Genomic DNA, 17,466 nt, shown 5'->3' on the forward strand with positions numbered 1-17,466 from the left:
GTTCGGCAAGAGCGGCGCGATAATCGCCCACTCCCCATCGCTCAAATCAAAACGGGCCATGATCCAACTCCTCCAAGAAGCTTGAATCACGGCCGGAGTGATTTGGGAATCCGGTTTATGGGTACAGAACCTAGTCCTCGGCCCATTGTCGCAACAGGTTGGCCTTGGTCTTGAGGACGAGATCGAGTTCACGGGTCTTGCCGTCCCGCTCGAACAAACGGCTCGCGACCTGGTCGAGATCGAACAGGACTTCACGCTGATCCGCACGCCGCACCAGACTGCGTACCCAACCGACAACGGCCAGTCTTTCGCCACGGGTCACCGGCGCCACAAGATGGATCGACGAAGTCGCGTAAACGACTGCATCACCGGCAGCCAGCTTGATCTCGGTTTCACCATCGGTGCCGCTCATGACCAGTTCACCACCGTCATAACTGTCCGGATCGCTGAGAAAAAGCGTGAAGGAGAGATCGGCCCGGCGCCCGCCCATCAGGGCATCGTCAATATGCGGCCCGTACTCCATCCCCGGCTGATAACGCGAGACCAGGATGCGCGAGAGAGTCTTGGGCCTCGCGAAACTCACAAAACCGGCATGCGCCATGAGTGCCTTGCGAACCTCGCTACGCACCGTGTCGACCCGTGCGCCTGTCTCCAGCTGCTCGTTGGATTTGACCACGCGAGCCACTTTTCCGGCGGTCTTTCCACCATCGGCGAACGCCCCGCCTTCGATGAGCTTGCATAGCTGGTCGACCTGTTCAGGTGGACAGACTTTTTGCAGATGGATGAGCATGCAGGCCCCTGCGACTAATTGTCATTTGCTTTGAAACCGGATAGGCGTTTATCGCATTGATCAGAGCAAAATCCATCCGCCAAGGGGAGTTCCATGGGTATCAAGCGTCGCACGCGCATCTGGACTTCGGTCGGTACGGCCGCACTTCTTGGCGGACTGGCAGGATGCAGCGAGCCCGCGGAACTGCCCGCCAGCCCGAATACCCACAACGAAGCGTCCCCAACAGCAGCGCCGGCCCCCAGCTTTTCTGAAGGCGAAGGTGAAGGCGGTGAAGGTGAAGGCGGTGCCACCGGCGGCGAATTCGGAATTGACCCGGTCGAAGCAGAAACCGATCCAGTCGTCTTTCTGACGGCGCTGGAAGTCATGCGGGCCCACTATCTGGCCGGTATCGACGCTTTTCAGGCCGGCAGCCGCACGGCTGGTGCCGAGATGTTCGCGCACCCGATCTCCGAGATCTACCTCGATTTCGAACCGGCGCTCGAAAGCCGCGGTGCGCCCCTGTTCGGGGACACCATGACCGACGCCTCGGTAGCTCCCTATTCCGGTGAAAGCGATGAGGCGATTGCAGCCCGGGTCGCTGACGTCGTGACGGCCATTGACGCCGCCTCGGCCTTTGCACCGCGCAGCCAGCTGTCGCCCGCTGGCGTGCACGCGCGTGTCCTGACCGACCTGATCGAACGCGCCGCCCTGCAATACGAAGTGCTGACGACCCATCCTGATGCCCAGGAGCCTTATCTCGACGGATACGGTTTTGCCCGCGCCGCCCGGCGCTATGCAGGCAATCACCTTGAACAGGTTGCCGAAGGCAATCCGGACCTGGCCTTGAGGCTGGGACGCGCTGTCAGCGCCATGGCTGCCGCCTTCCCGACTGTCACACGTCCGGCGTCGCTCGATCGGGACAGCGCAGCGCTACTGGCGCTCGCCGCCGATGTCCGCGCCGGGGCCGACGCGCTGCGCTGAGGCCGCCGTTGAGGCCTCCGACACGGGACTGTGGCGGTCGACACACGGCTTGCCTGTCCGCATCTGCATGATCGCCCAGCCAGGCGGCCGCAATCCGTGGGGTCAGCTTGCTGTGTTCAAGGCCCCGCCCCGCACCCGGCGAACATGCATAATTTTGGTCGATAGCGGCGAACCGAATCGGCCGACTAAGTCGCGACAGGTTGTTTTTCAGTGCAAGGTGCCGTCCTCAAGCGCACGCGGAGTGGGACATATGGGCTATTTCGACATCAATAATTTCATGCCGCACGGAATGTGCTTCCTCTGGCGTCCTGAGCTGGTCGGCATGCATGTGATTGCCGACCTCGCCATCGCCCTCGCCTATTTTTCCATCCCGATCACCATCATGATGTTCCTGCGCCGCCTCGAACGGGCGCTGCCCTTTCGCTGGGCATTCATCATGTTTGGAATCTTCATTTTGTGCTGCGGCATCAACCACGTGATGAATATCATCGTGCTCTGGTATCCGCTCTACTATCTCGAGGCTGTACTCAAGCTCTTCACGGCGGCGGCCTCGATCGCGACAGCCGTCCTCATGTTGCCGCTTGTCCCCGTCCTGCTCGACCGGTTCACGCGCTTGTCAGAAGCTGAAGGATAGCGTCCGAATTGGCACCGGCCCCGTCGTCTCCACCGCCCCGCACGAGCGGTGACACCAGCGGTGACACCAGCGAATACGAGACCCTGTCAGGCCTGCTGCCTACCTATCGCACGCCGGTGGTCATCATCCTGCTCGGGATCATGGTCTCCTTGATGGTGTTCTTTGCCACCCTGGTCGGCCAGACCCGGGACAAGGAGCGGGACTTCCGCAACTATGCGATGTCGCGAGCGAGCGAACTCGGTGGCTCGATGTCCAGCCTGGATGTCGGGTTGCGCCAGCTTACCGCTTCGATCGGCAGCGGCCTCAGCCCGCAGGACGCAATCGGCATCTTTCGCTCTGCCGAGGCGGCGCGCTTGATCCCGGTCATTCGCGACATGGGCATTGTCGAGAATGGTGAGCTGGCGGACTCGCTATCGCCCGAGATCGGCCGCCAGGCCTCGCGCGAGATCACAGCCCTCATGGCCCGTGAAGAAGCTTCGGACCAGCCGGTCGTCCTGCCGCTGACCGATGAGGACGGGCGCTACAGCCGGTTCGCCCTGGTCCAGACCCTGCCGGATCGTCCGACCGGCCGCGCCTATGTCGTCTCCGATTTCGACGCGATGCTGGCCGGCCCGATCGGGCCGGTCGATCCGCTGTGGGTGATCTTCAATATTGACGATCGCGCGCCGACATACGCGCTGGCCGAGGCCAGCGATCTGCAAATGGCCTCGAGCCATGCCGACATGGATATCAGCTCGGCGCTCGAAAGCGTGCCATTCCTGGTGCGCTGGACTGCGTTGGCGCCATATTCAAGCATCCGCGCGACCTTGCTGCCACGCCGGTCCTTTCTCATGCAGGTGGGAGCCCTGCCCTGGGTGGTGCTGCTGTCCTCGCTGTTTGCCACCGTGACAATCGGTGCCATCTCGCTCAAGGACGCCCGTCGCGCCGACGAAGTTCGCCGCGAGGTCATACGCAAGACTGCAGAGCTCAGCCGGTCGAATGCGATCATCGCGGCCAAGAATGCCGAGCTCGACCGTTTCGCCTCGCACGCCTCGCACGATCTTCAGGCTCCACTGCGGGCGATGAAGGGGATTTCCTCCATCCTGGTCGGGCGCGAGCTCGATCTGGACGAGCGGTCGCGCGATATGCTGGAACGCATCAATCGCGGAGCCGACCGGGCCCAGCGACTGGTGCAAGACCTGTTGACCTACACCCGGGCCGAACGCAAGGAAGCCCGCGTGGAGCGGATCGAGCCGGCTGAAATCCGCTCCGAGATCGAGGAATTGCTAGGCGCCGTCGTCAGTGAAACGGCCGCAAATCTGGACTGGGCGCTCGACGGTCCGGTCCATGCCGACCGCTTCCTGCTCATCCGCATGTTCCAGAACCTGATCGCCAATGCCATCAAATACCGCCGTGATGCCCCGCCCCATATCGCGATCACGTCACGCCGCGACAGCGAGCATGTCCTGATCAGCGTGACCGACAACGGAATCGGTATCGATGAAAAGCATTTCAAGCGGATATTCGAGGTCTTCGAACGCCTGCATGGCGGCGATACCTATGAGGGCACCGGTATCGGTCTGGCGCTGTGTCAACGGGCTGCCGAGCTGCATGGCGGCGATATCAGCGTGACCTCCACCCCCGGGGAGGGCTCCTGCTTCACCGTCCGCCTTCCCGCCAGCCTGGCAAGCCGGGGCGATGACGGTCCGGATCACGCGCCGCCGCGTCAGGTGTCGAACGATCGCTGAGGCCGGCACAGCATGGCGGCCTGACAGCCCCCCGCAGGGACTGGTATAGCCGGGAGGTTCAAGACCTGCACGGATGCCCATGCCCCGCTTTCTCGTTGCCGCCCTCTACAAATTCGCCTCGCTGAAAGCGGATGCCGATCTGCAGGCCGCGATCAAATCGACCTGCGAAGCCCATGAGGTCTTCGGAACGCTGCTGCTGGCGCCCGAGGGAATCAATGGCACGATTGCCGGGCCGGAGGCCGGCGTTCACGCGGTGTTGCAGCAATTACGTGCCGTGCCGGGCTTCGCATCGCTCGAACACAAGGAGAGCTGGGCTGAGGCCCAGCCTTTCCTGCGCCTGAAGGTCCGGCTGAAACGCGAAATCGTGACGATGGGTGTGGCTGATATCGACCCGGTCGGTGCCGCCGGAACCTATGTCGATCCCGAGGACTGGAACGACCTGATCACCGCACCGGATGTGGTCACCATCGACACCAGAAATGACTACGAGGTCCGGATCGGCCAGTTTGAAGGGGCGATCAATCCCAACACGGTCAGCTTTCGCGAGTTTCCGGACTGGTTCCGGCAATTTCGCGAGACGCGGCCGAATACCCGCATCGCGATGTATTGCACGGGCGGTATTCGCTGCGAGAAGGCCACTGCCTTTGCCCGCATGGAAGGCGTCGACGAGGTCTTCCACCTCAAGGGTGGCATCCTGAAATATCTCGAGCAGGTCCCGGAGGCAGACAGTCGCTGGCAGGGCGAGTGCTTCGTGTTTGACCGACGCGTCGCAGTCAAACATGGCCTCGCGACCGGCTCCCACACCTTGTGCCATGCCTGTCGCGAACCGCTCGGTCCGGAAGACCTGCGATCACCGGATTATGTCGTCGGCGTTTCCTGCCCCCACTGCGTTGAAATCCGTACGCCGGAGCAACGCGAACGCTATGCCGAACGGCATCGCCAGGAAGAATTGGCCCGTGAACGCGGTGAATGGCATCTCGGCCAACCCGGCGCGCCGCGCGGGTCGGATTGATGGCGCCCGAATTGATGGCCCGGGACGAGCCGATCCTGTATTCCTTCCGCCGCTGCCCCTATGCGATGCGGGCCCGGCTCGCCCTGCAGGCCAGCGCCATTGCGGTGGAACACCGCGAGATCCTGCTGCGCGACAAACCGCAGGCCATGCTGGCCGCCTCCGCCAAGGGCACGGTTCCGGTTCTGGTCCTGCCCGACGGCGGAGTGCTCGAGGAAAGCCTGGACATCATGCTGTGGGCGCTGCAGCAGCATGACCCTGACCACTGGCTGGACGGGGAAACAGAGGCGCTCGCCCTTATTGAACGGTGCGACACCCGGTTCAAACCGCACCTCGACCGCTACAAATATGCCACGCGCTACAATGATGCGGATCCCGATGAGCACCGAACAGCGGCCGCCGAATTCGTTGCCGGGCTGGACGCTCGCCTGAGCCGGAACCCCGCCCTGCTCGGCCCCGTTGACGGGCTGGCCGACTTCGCTGTCTTCCCCTTCATCCGGCAATTCGCCCATACCGATCCGGCCTGGTTCAACGCCCAGGGCTGGCCGTATGCCCGTCGCTGGCTTCAACGCCACCTCGCGTCGGACCGCTTTGCCATGATCATGCACAAACACCCCGTCTGGACGTCGTCGCCGGATCAGAGTGCTCGGTGATGCGGTAAATCCACACCGGCCGGCAGAAGTCTGCTGCGGCGCAGCATGGGCCTGTCACACAAATGCAATATCCGTTATCTGAAGATCCATCCTCGTTGTGCCCTCAGCGCGAAGCCCACTTCGTCGGCACAGCCCTTACTGGTTGGCTCGAAAGAATCCCTCATGACCCTTGCTCCTTCCGTGCGCAAACGCGTTCAACTCGCCGGTGTCAGCGCCCTTGCGCTCACTGCCTCCGCCTTCATCCCGGCGGCAGCTTCGGCACAATCCGCTCCGAGCTCCGCCTCGACGGTTGAAACCATCATCGTGACGACCACGCGACGCGAGGAAAATGTCCAGGACATCGCCAACTCCGTCACCGCGCAGTCCGGCGAGGATCTTGCGCCGCTGACCGAGGGCGGTTCTGACATTCTGAGCCTCTCGGCCCGCATCCCGTCGGTCTATGCAGAAAGCTCGAACGGCCGTGTCGCTCCGCGTTTCTACATTCGCGGCCTCGGCAATACCGATTTCGATCTCGCCGCCTCGCAACCGGTGTCGGTGATCATGGACAATGTGGTGATGGAAAACGTCATCCTGAAATCCTTCCCGCTGTTCGACGTCGCGCAGGTCGAAATCGCCCGCGGTCCCCAGGGCACGCTGTTCGGCCGCAACACAACCGCCGGTACGATCAATTTCAACTCGGTCCGTCCGAGCCAGGAAACCGACGGCTATGTCAGCATCGCCGCCGGGTCCTACGGCACCACCAATCTGGAAGCCGCGCTCGGTGGCCAGGTGATTGAGGACGTGCTCAGCGCGCGTCTCTCGCTGCTCTCGCAGCAGCGCGACGACTGGATCGACAATGCGTTCACCGGCGAGACGGACGCTTTGGGCGGCCACGAGGAAATGGCTGGCCGGATCCAGCTTCTGTACACCCCGAGCGAGGCTGTCGAGGCCCTGTTCAACGTCCACGCACGTTCGCTCACAGGCACGTCGGCGATCTTCCGCGCCAATATCCTGACGCCGGGATCCAATTCCCTGAACGGCAATTTTGTGCGCGATGAAGTCTATTTCGACAGCACGTTCAACAATCCGCAGGCCTACGACAACTGGGGCACAAGTGCTGCGATCAACCTGTATCTCGACGGCGGCTATACGCTGACCTCGATCTCGGCTTACGAGCACGCCGCCGGCTACAGCCTTGGCGATATCGATGGTGGCAATCTGCTCACCGGCCCGGGCTTCATTCCGTTTCCGTCCGAGACCCAGGACGGCATTGATGACCTGGAGCAGTTCAGCCAGGAGTTCCGCTTTGCATCGCCGGACGACCAGGCGACGAGCTGGCAGGTCGGTGCGTATTTCTTCGACAGCCAGTTTGACATCACCACGGTCGGCCCGAATGGCGGCTTCCCGCCGTCCACGACGGTTCGTCATACCAATGAGCTGTGGTCCGTCTTCGGCCAGGCCTCCCATCAGCTCAATGAGCGGCTCGAACTGTCGGGTGGTCTGCGTTTCACGGTCGACCAGAAAAGCCTGGTCGGTGTCGTGACCTCGATCCCGGTAGCGCCGGTGAGCGTCCAGGACGAGCAGATCAGCTGGGACCTGTCAGCCTATTATGACCTCGACAACAGCCAGGCCGTGTTCGCACGTCTTGCCCGCGGTTTCCGCGGCCCGTCGATCCAGGCCCGTGACGTCGCCTTCTTCAACCCGCCGTCGATTGCCGACAGCGAGACCTCGACCTCGTTCGAAATCGGCTACAAGTCAGAGCCGCTTGATGGCCGCGCCCGCTTCAATGCGACGGCCTTCTACTACCAGGTCGACGATCTTCAGCTCTCCGCTGTTGGCGGCGGCGGCAATCTTGTCCAGCTGATCAATGCCGATCGCGGAGTCGGCTACGGCTTCGAAATCGACAGCGAAATGTGGGTGACCGACAATCTCTTCGTCACAGCCGGCTTCTCCTGGAACGAAACCGAACTGCAGGACAGCGATCTGGAAGTCGGCGTGTGCGCCCAGTGCACCGTGCTGGATCCGGATGCCGACAATGACGGCTTTGTCGAAGTCGACGGCAATCCCTTCCCGCAGGCACCGGATTACATCCTGTCCTTCACGGCCCGCTACGCCATCCCGGCCGGCAATGGCGGTGAGTGGTTTGCCTATACTGACTGGTTCTACCAGGGCCACACGAATCTCTTCCTCTATGAGTCCGAGGAATTCTACTCCGACGGCAATTTCGAGGGCGGCCTGCGAATTGGTTATGCCGGCGAATTCTCTGGTGGCCAGGATTATGAAGTCGCGCTGTTTGCCCGCAATATCACCGACGAAGCCAATCTCGTCGGCGGTATCGACTTCAACAACAATACCGGCTTCGTCAACGAGCCGCGTATCGTCGGTGCTTCCTTCCGCGCCAGCCTGAACTAGGCAAAAGCCGCAAGGCTTAAGGAAAGAAAAAGCCCCGGGCGATTGCCCGGGGCTTTTTTATTCGCTGCGTGGGAGACCGGATACTGGCATCAAGGCTCACAAGCCGATCCCCCCGAGTGACTAGGGGCGCCCTGCCGGGGCGCCCTTTTTCTTGACGTCCGCGCCCGGCCTATTCCCAGAAATAGGGCTGGCGCTGATGATCGCCGGTCACCGTCTCGTTCATGGTGTCCGCCTCATAAAGTCGGCCATTGAGCATGACGTATTCGATCTCGTCGGTATTGCCGATATCGTCGAGCGGATTGGCCGTCATCACCACGAGGTCGGCCAGCTTGCCAACTTCCAGCGAGCCGAGATCGGCATCGAAACCGAGATGCCGGGCCGGAGCCATGGTTGCAGTCTCCAGCGCCTGGAGCGGCGTGAAACCGCCTCGCACGAAGGACCACATCTCCCAGTGCGCGGCGAGACCCTGTTGCTGTCCGTGGGCGCCGATCGACACGTCGACACCGCGATTGCGCAGCTGTAACGCCGTGCGCGCATTGTCGTCGTCAACAAAGTCCTCTTCCGGCGCCGTGGTGCGACGCACCGAGCCGGCCTCGAGGATGCGCGGCGGGGCATGTCGGGACAGGATCGGGTGGAGCCAGACATCCATTGCCTGGCGCCAGTAGGGATCACCGGCCAGACCGCCATAGGTCACCACGATGGTCGGGGTGTAGGCGACCTCGGTCTGCGAATACATCTGCAGCACGTCCTCATAGATCGCGGAGAGCGGCAGATTGTGTTCGATCGAGGTATTGCCGTCAGCCACCATGGCCATGTCCATGTGGTAGTTGGAACCGCCCTCAGCGACCACTTCCACGCCGGCGGCATGCGCGGCGGCGACGACTTGCTGGCGCTGGTCCCGACGCGGCTGGTTGTAGTTCTTGATCGAGTGCGCACCTTGTGAAGCAAGGCGGAAGACGTGCTCCTGCGCGTCCTCGTAATTGTCGATCTGGGCATAGACGGAGGCCGCCCGTGCGCCATAGACAATCTCGCCGGTGGAATAGATCCGCGGCGCCAGCAGGCTGCCGGCCCGCTGATACTCGCCCGCCGTGAAGATCTGGCTGGCCCGATTTGACGGGTCATGGATTGTCGTCACGCCCAGGGCCAGATGGGCGATGACCGCCCAGTTCTGCTCCGGGATGATATCGCCCGTGCCTTGCGGGCCGTGGGCGTGGGCATCAATAAAGCCCGGCGTGATGGTGCGACCGGACATGTCGACGGTCCGGGCGCCTTCCGGAACCATCACATCGGCACCGACAGCGGCAATGCGATTACCGTCGATCACGATGGTCCCGTTCTCGATCACGCCGCCATCCTCGCCCGCCATCGTGATGATGCGGGCATTGGTCAGGGCGACCACACCGGTCGGCCGGTCGGCTGTGGCTGTCATCGACAGGTCCAGCCCTTCGGTCGGCGGCGTGTATTCGCGCGCGCCGGTCGGGTCGGGGCGGAAATCCGCAACCGCAGCCGTGTAGAAGGTCGGCCCCATCGACCAGTGAACAGCATCACCGTTCCCGCTCCAGTGGAAATAGCTGCCGCCATTGCCGGAGATTTCCACCGTCGGCAGGGCCGAGCTGCCGCGACCGCCGGACACTGATTGCGGCCCGGGCAGAAGCGGCTGGACGAAGACATCATAATTCTGGCGGAAAGCGACATGCGTGCCGTCCGGCGAGACCTGGTAACCGGTGACCAGGTCACCGGTCACATGCGTGCGCTCATTGGCACCGTTCAGGTCCATGGACACCAGGCTGGCCCCGCCGCCGCCACGCGTCACGAAGATACGATCATTCGAGGCGCCGAAATGCGGATTCGATCCGCTATCGGTCACGCGGACCATGTCGCCGCCATCGGTCGGGACGCGGTAGACGCCCTCATTCTCGGACCATTCCGGCGCGGTCAGGAAACCGCCCGAGCCCTTCTCGAACACCACCGTCTCGCCATCCGGCGAGAAGCGCGGATTGCGGTAGTGACCCGGCTCGTCCGTGAGCACGCGCTCGCGTCCGCCACGGGCGGAGATCGTGCGGATCGAGCCCAGGACTTCATCGTCCCAGGTCACGAAGGCAATGGTGCGGCCATCGGCGGACCAGGTCGGCATCATTTCGCGACGCGTCCCGTCATCGCGGGTCAGGCGGCGCGGCGCGCCGCCGTCGGCACCGCGGACCCAGAGCTGGCCAAGCGTCTCATAGACGACCTGACTGCCATCCGGTGACGCCGTCGCAAAGCGCGGCATGCGGGTCTGGAAACTGTCTGGCGCGACCTCGACGGTCGGACGCGGCGGATCGATAACATCGCGGGTGTCATTGACGCTGAACGGGATGTTCGTGACCGCGCCGGTCTCGACATCGACGCGCTGGATACCGCCCTCGGCCCAATAGACGATGGAACCGCCATCGGGCATCCAGTCCATGTTCGGATACATGCCGGTCACGCCCCAGGTTTCCTGCATGTCCTGGTCGACCGTATCGACGAGGCGGCGCTCCTCGCCGGTCTGCAAATCCTTGACCCACAGGCCGGACCGGATCCGGTCCCGGCGTACAAAGGCCATGTAGCGCCCATCCGGCGACGGCGCGGGGCGCACCGCGCCACCGGCCCCGGAAACGGCCGTGTCGGTCTCGCCGGTTTCCATGTCATAACGCAGGATATTGAACAGGTCGGTATTGGAATCCTGGGCGTAGATGAAAGTGTTCCCGGGGGTCACATTCTGTGTGTAGTAGAGATAGCGGCCGTCGGGCGAGAAGATCGGCTCGCCGAGTTCCTTCTGGAAGCTCTCATTGGGTCGCTCAACCAGCTGCACGCCATCGCCACCCAGCACATGATAGAGCCAGATCTCTCCCGTGCCGGCCGAGCGCGTCGTGGTGAAATGCTTGCGGGCCGCGATATAGCGGCCGGAAGGATGCCAGGCGCCATTGTTGAGCAGGCGGAAGCCCTCCTCGGTCAGCTGGCGCGCATCGGAACCATCAACACCCATCACCCAGATATTGTCGCCACCGGCCCGGTCCGAGGTAAAGGAAATCTGGCTGCCATCAGGCGAAAAGCGTGGCTGGATTTCCCAGGGCAGCCCGGACGAGATGTTGGTCGCGGCACCACCGCCGATCGGCAAGGTGTAGATGTCGCCGAGCAGGTCGAAGGCGATCGTCTGCCCGTCCGGGCTGACGTCGAGCGACATCCAGGTACCCTCGGTGACATTGATCGGAATTTGCCGCGTTTCGAGCGGGGGATTGGCGACGTCCCAGCCCTCATCTTCATCCTGAATGGCGAAGGACGGTGCAGAAACGAGCATGGTTGACGCTGTCAGCGCAGCAAGAAAACGGGTCATGAGACTCCCCCCAAATCGAAATCAAAGGGAGCATAGGCCTGCACCACACAAGCGACAAACTAACGCTTCAGTGAGGAAAATGGCGCCCGCCGGCCTTGTCGCGCCTAATCCTGCGGCGGCACGCTGATCCCGCGACCGGTCTGTTCTACCGCGCGCAGCGACCCGTCCGGCTCGTGATAGAGATATTCCACCCGCACTGCGCGCCGGCCCAGCCCGCCTTCAACCCCGTCGATGGTCAGCGTGCCGTCATGGTAGAAGAGATACCACTGCCCTTCGAATTCCACCGTGGCGGGATGGATGGTGAAACTGTTCGTCGCCGGTCCGGTCAGCATGCCGCGATAGGTCCAGGGACCGGTGATCGCAGGCGCGGTTGAGTAGTGGATTTGCTCGTCCGGGCTGACTGCGGGATCAATCCCGGCATAGGTCAGGTAATAGATATCGTCGTGGCGATGCAGCCAGGGGCCTTCCTCGAAATGCAGGACAGGCGCGATGCGGATCGGACCATCCAGCTCGATCATGTTGTCGGCAAGCCTGGCGTAATAAAGGAGCCCATTGCCCCAATAGAGCCATGCCGCTCCGTCCTCATCGATGAATACCGTTGGATCGATATCATCCCATGAGTGATCGGCCTGGGTCGTCATGTCATTGCTGACCAGGGCGGAACCGCGCGCATCGACAAAAGGCCCCGTGGGGCTGTCCGACACCGCGACGCCGATCGCCTTGCCGGGATGGGTGTCGTCATGTTCGACGGCGGTGTAAAAATAGAAGCGGCCGTCATGTTCCTGGACTTCCGAGGCCCAGGCATCGCGAATGGCCCACGCGAAATCCGTGGGCTGCATCACGGGCCCGTGCGCTTGCCAGTTTCGCATGTCGTCGGAGGAATAGACGAGCCATTCGGTGATGCGGAACATGTCCTCCGGCCCGGCCTCGTCATGACCGACATAGAGATAAACCCGGCCATCATGAACAATCGGGGCCGGATCGGCCGTGAAACGGTCCGTGATGATCGGGTTGAAGCCGGGTGCGGATGCGCTGGCCGACCCGGAGGGCGGTGCCTCTGCGCAGGCTGTGACAGCTAAAGCGGCACAAATCGCCATATGAAGCGCGGTGTTCTTGATGCAGGTCCGCATGTCTTCCCCCGGAACCCGAGCGTCAGACTAGCTCAGTCCACCCGCGCGAGGATAGAGACTTGAGCGCTCGGGGGGTACGGTCAGTGTGCGCCGCCCATCCGGCCAAGCCGGACCTTGTAGTCGACCGCGATCTCGTAGGCTGGATCATCATCGCTGTCGACCATCAGCTGGCCGGCCCGACTCAGCAGCTTGTGGCATTCGCGGCTGAGATGGCGCAGCTCGACCTGCTTGCCGGCCTGGTCGTATTTGACGGCCAGATCCTCGATCGCCTGCAGGGCTGACTGGTCGACCACCCGGCTGTCGGCAAAGTCGATCACCACACGGTCACGGTCGTTCTCGACATCGAAAAGCTCCTGGAAGCTGGCCGTCGATCCAAAGAAGAGCGGGCCTTCCAGCCTGTAGATATGCTCACCCGCATCGCCAATGCTCTCGCGGGCATGGATGCGCGAAGCGGCATTCCAGGCATAGACCAGGGCCGAGACGATGACGCCGACAATGACCGCGATGGCCAGGTCGGAATAGACCGTCACGACGGTCACCAGCAGGATCACGAAAGCGTCGGATTTGGGGATGCGGGTCAGGATGCGCAGGCTTTGCCAGGCAAAGGTCCCGATCACCACCATGAACATGACGCCAACCAGGGCTGCCAGCGGAATCTGTTCGATGGCCGATGAGCCGACCAGGATGAAAGCGAGCAGGAAAAGCGCGGCCGCGATCCCGGCGAGGCGCAGGCGGCCGCCTGACTTAACATTGATCATCGACTGGCCGATCATGGCGCAACCACCCATGCCGCCGAAAAAGCCGGTGACCAGATTGGCCAGGCCCTGGGCCACACATTCCTGCGACGCGCCACCGCGGCGACCGGTGATTTCACCGACCAGGTTGAGCGTCAAAAGACTTTCGATCAGCCCGATGGCGGCGAGGATGAAGGCGTAGGGCAGGATGATCTCGAACGTCTCGAGATTGAGCGGTACCATCGGGATGTGGAAAGCCGGAAGTCCACCCTCGATGGAGGCCAGGTCACCGACACGCGGCACCGGCAGGCCCAACCCGATCACGAGTGCGGCGACGACGCCGATGGCGACCAGCGGTGCCGGAATCGCCTTGGTGATTTTCGGCACTACCCAGATCAGCCCCATGGTGAGACCGACCAGGCCGAGGGTGAGAACAAGTGGCCAACCGGTCATCCAGACATGCTCACCGGCCTCGTTGACTGTCTTGAACTGCTCCATCTGGGCCAGGAAAATGACGATGGCCAGCCCGTTGACAAAGCCCAGCATGACCGGGTGCGGCACCATTCGGATGAATTTGCCCAGACGCAGCACGCCGGCGGTAATCTGGATGATCCCCATCAGGACCACGGTGGCGAACAGGTATTCGATCCCGTGCTCGGCCACGAGATGGACCATCACGACAGCGAGAGCCCCGGTCGCACCGGAAATCATGCCGCGGCGACCACCCAGCACTGCCGTGATCAGGCCGACGATGAAGGCCGCGTAGAGACCTGCCAGCGGCGGGACACCGGCAACGAAGGCAAAGGCAACGGCTTCCGGCACCAGCGCCAGCGCCACGGTCAGGCCGGCGAGAATTTCGATCCGGATCCGGCTGACATTGAGCGGCGGCAATTCGCCCCGGTCACCAATGGTCGCGGCAAGGCGTTCCGTGAAGGCGGCGAGGGAAGTTCGAAGCATGGGAAGTCCACCGGGTAGCTGCGTCGGTTTTGAAGGAACACGGATGCGCGCGAACCGTCATCGCGCCGTGATATGTTGCGACGCACAAGAATGCACCCGTTTTCTTCACGGCGCGCGGGCCTGAGGATCAAGGACGGCGCACGGTAACGCTTCGCTAACCACGCTTCTCAACGAAATCTTTTGCCTGGTCTGCTCCAATGGCGTCAGGATCAATGGGGATCGCCGTGGATTATTCCAACGCACCGCGCCAGACAGACCAGACCCGCAAGGCGTCGGGACCGGCCAATGATACATCAGAAGCGCATCGCCAGCCCAATCCCGATCCGGCGAGCCTGACACGCGCCCACCTCAAGGCTGACGCGCGCGCGCCGCGCCATCGCGTCAATCGCAAGGCGCTTGGCCATATCTGGCAGAGCATCGACATTCTTGTCATTCTCACCCTCACCGTGACCGGCGCCTTTGCCATGTCCGGCGGCGCCGTGACCGAGGTCGCGGCCGGTGAACTCCTGCCCCTGCTTGCCTTTGCAGCGCTTTGCCCGGCCCTGGCCATGTTGATGCGCCTTTACAAGGTGGAACCGCGCGAGAGCGCGACGCTGCGCATGCTGCGCGCCTTCATCGCCACCGCATTCGCCGGCACGGCCATCACCGCTCTCGCCCATGTCACGGCGCCGAATGTGACCCATCTCGTGGCGACATTCGCGATCACGAGTGTCGGCGCGGTCACTCTGCTTCACGTCATCTACGCCGGCTTCATCCAGCACTGGGCCAAGTCCGGCCGACTGGCCCGCAATGTCGTGCTGGTTGGCGCCACGCCGAATGCCAGCAAGCTGATCAAGGCCAATGCCGGCTCCGGCACGGTCAATGTCGTGGGCATTTTTGACGACCGCAAGGCGCGCAGCCCGCAAGCTCTCGCCGGGGCCCCCTATCTCGGCACGACGGACGACCTCCTGTCCTGGTCGCTCCTGCACGAGGTCGATCGCATCATCCTGACGGTGACGCCGAAGGCCGAGGAACGGGTGCGCCTCCTGCTGACCAAGTTGCGCGCGTTGCCGCACACGGTCTGCCTGCTGCTTGATCTCGACAGTTTTGATCCGGCCGAGACCTCCCTGGACGATATCGTCGGCGTCCAGGCCGCCCGCATGAGCGGTGCCGAGGAACGCTTCAGCCATCTTCTGGCCAAGCGCCTGCAGGACGTCGCCCTGGGTCTGGGCCTGTTTGTCGCGGCCCTGCCTGTCATGCTGCTGATCGGACTGGCTGTCCGGCTCGACAGTCGCGGTCCGGTCCTGTTCCGGCAAGTTCGCGAAGGCTTCAATGGCCGCCCGATCAAGGTGCTGAAATTCCGCACCATGCGGCATGATCCCGACGCCGCCGCCAAGCCGATACGCCAGGTCGAGCTCGATGATCCAAGGGTCACGCGTCTCGGCGGTTTCCTTCGCATGACCAGCCTCGATGAGCTGCCGCAATTGTGGAATGTGCTGACCGGCGACATGTCGCTCGTGGGACCGCGCCCGCACGCGCCGGGCATGCGTACCGGCGGTACAGAAACCTCCAGCCTGGTCGCCGAATATGCGCACCGTCACCGCGTCAAGCCGGGCATTACCGGCTGGGCCCAGATCAATGGTTCTCGCGGTCCGCTGCATTCGCCGGAAGCCGCGCGCGAGCGGATTGCCCTGGATGTCGCCTATATCGACAAGGCCAATTTCTGGTTCGATCTGTGGATCATGCTCCGCACCCTGCCGGCCCTGCTTGGCGACAAGACCAATATCCGCTGAACCATCAGCGCCGCAGAAGCGGTGCCGGGCGGATCTGGTTGGCTGACCAGGCCCGCGACAGGGTTTCGATCAGCGGTGAAGCGGCATCGGGCAGGTCGGCGTCCGGGTCGCTGCCGTAGAGCGGGTTGAAACGGTTCTCGGCGTTTTCATAGACGCGCCAGCCACTATCCCAGCGAAACACCGACCAGGCAGCGCCTGCGGCTTCCGCGGCAGCAATCCGGCTGGCCAGATAACGGGCGGCCCCGGGGGCCCAGCGCGATACGCCAAATTCGCCCAGCATCCAGGGCGTATCGCCGGATGGCTGCACGAAATCAGCCAGCCCCGGGTCAAAGCCCAGCCCGGCATCCCGATCCTGATGAGTGTAGGCGCGCGGCGCATAATCATGAACCGCGAGGACAAGCCCGGGCGCCGCCTGCAAATCAAGCAGACCGCTAAATCGATGATTGGCATAGCCATCCGGGCTGACCAGGATCGGCGTCTCAGCATCCTCGGAGCGGACCGCGCGCGCCAGGCGTCCGGCCAGGCTCGGCCAGTCTGCCGGTGTCCCTTCGACACTGCCTGCCAGCTGCCCTGCGTCCCAGATATCGAGATCGCCTCCCGCCGGCCCGGGTGCCGCCAGATTGGCGTTCGGTTCGACCATCAACAGATAGCCGGCCAGGTTGGGATAATTGCGGAACTGCCGCGCGGTACGCTGCCACATCGCGACCCAGCCATCATGCGCTTCGCGGGACCGCCAGATGCTTTCATCGATGCGCGATGCAGGAAACCAGCTGCCCGCCTGGTCGCGATGGAAGGTAAACTCACTGCGCCCGGGGCCCGTCCGGAACCCGATCACCACAAAAAGGCCGTGGCGCGCGCAACGCCGGACAAGGCGATGGAGATGGGTCTCGATTACCGGATCGGCAGCGAAGGGGGGCGCCTCGCTTGCCGGACCGGGAACGGAAAGCATAACGAGATTGCCACCCAGGGCAGCCAGTCGCGCAAGCGCGGCGTCGCTGACCGGCGCCCCGACCGGGCCGGCACCGAGAAACTCGGGACCGTCAATTTCGGCATAGACCCGCCGCTGGGCGATCACCGCGCCGCGCAGGCGCACTCCCAGGCGATTGTCCCAAAGCTCCCGGCGCGGCACATCGGCGCTCGCACCGCCTGACCAGGTCAGACCGGCTGCCGCAGCCACGAGGCCCTGACGACGGGTCAGACCGGTCATAAGGCCCAGAACCCGGCAAGGCGATCGAGTTTTCGCAAGCCCCGGTCAGGCAATGTACGAAGCGGTCCCAACGGCGCCCTGTTACAGGCATCGGCCAGGCTGCGGCTGGCGCGTGCCAGCCCACCGCGAACCGATGGCGCTGTGAAA

12 protein-coding genes are annotated in these 17,466 nt (G+C 63.2%); 7 read left to right on the forward strand and 5 right to left on the reverse strand.

Features of this window, described 5'->3' with window-relative positions:
• Window positions 1-130: 130 nt before the first annotated feature.
• Window positions 131-790, reverse strand: coding sequence for a Fe2+-dependent dioxygenase (locus QZZ02_RS13415; protein ID WP_291845138.1), 660 nt, complete (start codon window positions 788-790; stop codon window positions 131-133).
• Between the two features lie 93 nt (window positions 791-883).
• Here QZZ02_RS13415 and QZZ02_RS13420 point away from each other — a divergent pair, with 93 nt between their 5' ends.
• The 6 genes from QZZ02_RS13420 (at window position 884) to QZZ02_RS13445 (ending at window position 8,164) form a co-directional block, all read left to right on the forward strand.
• Window positions 884-1,750, forward strand: coding sequence for a hypothetical protein (locus QZZ02_RS13420; RefSeq protein ID WP_291845140.1), 867 nt, complete (start codon window positions 884-886; stop codon window positions 1,748-1,750).
• Window positions 1,751-2,000: 250 nt separating this feature from the next.
• Complete coding sequence (locus QZZ02_RS13425; RefSeq protein WP_291845142.1) at window positions 2,001-2,384, forward strand: hypothetical protein; 384 nt, start codon at window positions 2,001-2,003, stop codon at window positions 2,382-2,384.
• 8 nt (window positions 2,385-2,392) lie between these two features.
• On the forward strand, window positions 2,393-4,111 hold the full coding sequence (locus tag QZZ02_RS13430) for an ATP-binding protein (RefSeq protein WP_291845143.1): 1,719 nt from the start codon (window positions 2,393-2,395) through the stop codon (window positions 4,109-4,111).
• Between the two features lie 79 nt (window positions 4,112-4,190).
• The gene (locus QZZ02_RS13435) at window positions 4,191-5,123 is read left to right on the forward strand and encodes a rhodanese-related sulfurtransferase (RefSeq protein WP_291845145.1); all 933 of its coding nucleotides are present in this window, start codon (window positions 4,191-4,193) and stop codon (window positions 5,121-5,123) included.
• Window positions 5,123-5,773 (forward strand): glutathione S-transferase, encoded by a 651-nt coding sequence (locus tag QZZ02_RS13440; protein ID WP_291845147.1) that lies wholly within the window; start codon window positions 5,123-5,125, stop codon window positions 5,771-5,773. The genes QZZ02_RS13435 and QZZ02_RS13440 overlap by 1 nt, the downstream gene beginning before the upstream one ends.
• 162 nt (window positions 5,774-5,935) lie before the next feature.
• Window positions 5,936-8,164, forward strand: a complete 2,229-nt coding sequence (locus QZZ02_RS13445; RefSeq protein ID WP_291845149.1) for a TonB-dependent receptor — start codon at window positions 5,936-5,938, stop codon at window positions 8,162-8,164.
• Between the two features lie 169 nt (window positions 8,165-8,333).
• Here the strand turns inward: QZZ02_RS13445 and QZZ02_RS13450 are convergent, their stop codons facing one another.
• From QZZ02_RS13450 to QZZ02_RS13460, 3 genes are all read right to left on the reverse strand, one after another.
• Window positions 8,334-11,519 carry an amidohydrolase family protein gene (locus QZZ02_RS13450; protein WP_291845152.1) on the reverse strand — a complete coding sequence of 1,062 codons (3,186 nt, stop codon included), beginning with the start codon at window positions 11,517-11,519 and terminating at the stop codon, window positions 8,334-8,336.
• 104 nt (window positions 11,520-11,623) lie between these two features.
• A complete protein-coding gene (locus tag QZZ02_RS13455) occupies window positions 11,624-12,649 on the reverse strand; it encodes a glycoside hydrolase family 43 protein (RefSeq protein WP_291845154.1) in 1,026 nt (341 codons plus the stop codon).
• An 80-nt stretch (window positions 12,650-12,729) separates the two neighbouring features.
• On the reverse strand, window positions 12,730-14,340 hold the full coding sequence (locus QZZ02_RS13460; RefSeq protein WP_291845155.1) for a SulP family inorganic anion transporter: 1,611 nt from the start codon (window positions 14,338-14,340) through the stop codon (window positions 12,730-12,732).
• A gap of 224 nt (window positions 14,341-14,564) precedes the next feature.
• Here QZZ02_RS13460 and QZZ02_RS13465 point away from each other — a divergent pair, with 224 nt between their 5' ends.
• On the forward strand, window positions 14,565-16,112 hold the full coding sequence (locus QZZ02_RS13465; protein WP_291845156.1) for an exopolysaccharide biosynthesis polyprenyl glycosylphosphotransferase: 1,548 nt from the start codon (window positions 14,565-14,567) through the stop codon (window positions 16,110-16,112).
• A 4-nt stretch (window positions 16,113-16,116) separates the two neighbouring features.
• Here the strand turns inward: QZZ02_RS13465 and QZZ02_RS13470 are convergent, their stop codons facing one another.
• Window positions 16,117-17,319, reverse strand: a complete 1,203-nt coding sequence (locus QZZ02_RS13470) for a cellulase family glycosylhydrolase (protein ID WP_291845158.1) — start codon at window positions 17,317-17,319, stop codon at window positions 16,117-16,119.
• Window positions 17,320-17,466 lie beyond the last annotated feature (147 nt).

Origin of the sequence: Maricaulis sp. (assembly GCF_015665295.1) — a bacterium.
Lineage (GTDB): Bacteria > Pseudomonadota > Alphaproteobacteria > Caulobacterales > Maricaulaceae > Maricaulis.